Genomic DNA, 2604 nt, shown 5'->3' with positions numbered 1-2604 from the left:
CCCGATAATGTTGCGGATGTGGCGTAAGTGGGAGTCGAAACGACCCTCGACGCCACAGATGAGAGCATCAGCGTCGCCCCGCAGCAGGGCTACGGCGGCAATGACTGTCTGGTTGGTGCGCATGAGGGTACGCGCCAGATCAGGGGTGATCCCGCGGCGTCCGGCCGCCTCAAGGTAAGTCGCGACATAATCCCGATAACGGGGATCGTCGTCGGGATTGATGAGGTCAAAATGCTCGCCCGGCTCCAGTGACAGGCCAAAACGCTTCAAGCGCGCCTCGACCACGGCCGGACGGCCGATCAGAATGGGCCGCGCAATGCCGTCCTCTACAACAGCCTGTGCCGCGCGCAGCACCCGCTCGTCCTCACCCTCGGCATAGATGACCCGCTTTGGTTCAGCCCGTGCCTGGCTGAACAAGGGCTTCATGATAAAGCCAGAGCGGAACACAAAGCCGTTGAGGGAATCGGCATAAGCATCAAAATCTTCGATCGGCTTACGCGCCACGCCGGACTCCATCGCCGCACGGGCGACAGCCGGCGCGATGCGCAGAATCAGACGCGGGTCAAACGGATTGGGAATGACCGAATCAGGACCGAAGTTGCGCGCCTCGCCGCCATAGGCGCGGGCGACAACATCCGATGGCGCCTCGCGGGCGAGTTCCGCGATCGCCTTGACCGCCGCTGCCTTCATCGCTTCATTGATAGTGGAGGCTGCGACGTCAAGTGCCCCACGAAAGATAAACGGGAAACACAGGACATTATTGACCTGGTTCGGATAGTCGGACCGTCCAGTGCATATAATAGCGTCTGGGCGCGCCTCGCGGGCGTCCTCGGGCAGGATTTCGGGATTGGGATTGGCGAGTGCGAGGATGAGCGGGCGTTCGCCCATCTTCTTGACCATCTCGGGCTTCAGGACGTTGCCGGCCGACAGGCCGAGGAAGATATCCGCTCCCTCGATGACTTCGCTAAGCGTTCGTTTCTCGGTGTCTTGTGCGTAGATGGCCTTCCAGCGGTCCATCAACGCCTCACGTCCCTTGTAAACGACGCCCTCGATATCCGTCACCCAGATATTCTCTCGCTTGGCGCCGAGCGATACGAGCAGGTTGAGGCAGGCGAGTGCCGCTGCGCCTGCACCGGAGGTGACGATCTTGATCTTGTCGATCCGCTTGCCACCCAGCAGCAACGCGTTAGTAACCGCCGCGCCGACGATGATGGCCGTGCCGTGCTGGTCGTCATGGAATACGGGAATGTTCATCCGGAGCTTCAGCCGCTCCTCGACCTCGAAGCATTCCGGCGCCTTGATGTCTTCAAGGTTGATGCCGCCAAAAGTGGGTTCCAACGCAGCGACGACATTCACGAGATTGTCGACGTCGTTCTCAGCCACTTCGATATCGAAAACATCAATACCGGCGAATTTTTTGAATAGAACCGCCTTACCTTCCATCACGGGCTTGGATGCAAGCGGGCCGATATTGCCAAGGCCCAACACGGCGGTGCCGTTGGACACCACCGCCACGAGATTTTGGCGGACGGTGAGATTGTCAGCCTCCGCCGGGTCGGCAACGATGGCTTCGCACGCAGCGGCAACGCCGGGAGAATAGGCGAGTGCGAGGTCGCGCTGGTTGCCGAGCGGCTTCGTCGGCTTGATCTCAAGCTTTCCCGGACGGGGATGGCGGTGATAGAAAAGAGCCCCCGCCTTGAGGTCCTGAGAGATGTTGCCGGTCATATGTTCATCGTCCCTTATACTTTTGGCTGAAAATGGCCGTGGGCGCCTGATATCCGTTTTGGCCCCCCGATAGATGTTCGTCAATGGCGCGGTCGGCGTCAGAAATGCATTTCAGGAATAGCTGATGGTTTCTTTTAGTCTGATAAAGCGTTGGCGTAATCCGCACAACGAAACACGGATCTTTTTGGCGCGTCAAATCCGCCGCTATGGCTTTTCCATAGGTGCGCACAGCTATGGTCACCCGAAGGTGCGCTTTGCGGACCAGGGACATAGACTCATCGTCGGCCGTTTTTGCTCCATTGCCGATAAGGTCGAAATCCTGCTTGGCGGCGGGCACCATATGCACTGGACGTCGACCTACCCGTTCTCGGCCTTTCCCGATGTTTGGCCCGGTAGCAACCAATTGCCGGATTACCGCGCAGGCGGAGGTGATGTCACGATCGGTTCGGACGTGTGGATCGGATCCGGCGTCATGATCATGCCCGGCGTTACAATCGGTCATGGCGCAGTCATCGCGGCTCGGGCCGTAGTGACGCGCGACGTACCTCCTTATACCCTGGCGGCTGGCGTTCCAGCGCGCGCTCTATATAAGCGCCTCCCAGACGATATCGTGGACGATCTGTTGGAAACGGCTTGGTGGGACCTGCCCGATTCCGCCATCGCAGGATTGCTGCCAATGCTGCAAGGTGAAAGCACGCGGGAACTCGTGGTTGCTGTCAGGCTTTTGCGGGCAAACGGCGTAGCGCCATCAAGCGACCTTTGACCGCCAATGCCGGCTGTTCGACCAGATACCAGGATAACGCGGCAATGACGGCCGAAATAACAATTGCAGGCGCGATCATCGCCGCAGCCGAAACCGCGGGGAAAAAAACAAACAAT

Annotated in this window: 2 protein-coding genes; one reads left to right on the top strand and one right to left on the bottom strand. The window is 59.3% G+C overall.

Features of this window, described 5'->3' with window-relative positions; all coding sequences use genetic code 11:
- The coding region (locus tag WBF74_RS00810; RefSeq protein ID WP_424433875.1) for a phosphate acyltransferase at positions 1–1725 on the bottom strand (1725 nt) is incomplete at its 3' end.
- 124 nt (positions 1726–1849) lie between these two features.
- Between WBF74_RS00810 and WBF74_RS00805 the strand changes: the two genes are divergently transcribed.
- The gene (locus WBF74_RS00805; RefSeq protein WP_424433873.1) at positions 1850–2488 is read left to right on the top strand and encodes an antibiotic acetyltransferase; all 639 of its coding nucleotides are present in this window, start codon (positions 1850–1852) and stop codon (positions 2486–2488) included.
- Positions 2489–2604: the final 116 nt, after the last annotated feature.

The sequence above is a fragment of the Parvibaculum sp. genome (genome assembly GCF_049672805.1).
Taxonomy (GTDB): Bacteria; Pseudomonadota; Alphaproteobacteria; order Parvibaculales; family Parvibaculaceae; genus Parvibaculum.
Note: the sequence above shows the minus strand (reverse complement) of the source record. Positions and strands in the feature narration are given on the sequence as shown.

Coding starts and splice junctions, on each gene's coding strand:
- WBF74_RS00805 (WP_424433873.1), top strand. CDS start 1,850: ATGGTTTCTTTTAGTCTGATAAAGCGTTGGCGTAATCCGCACAACGAA.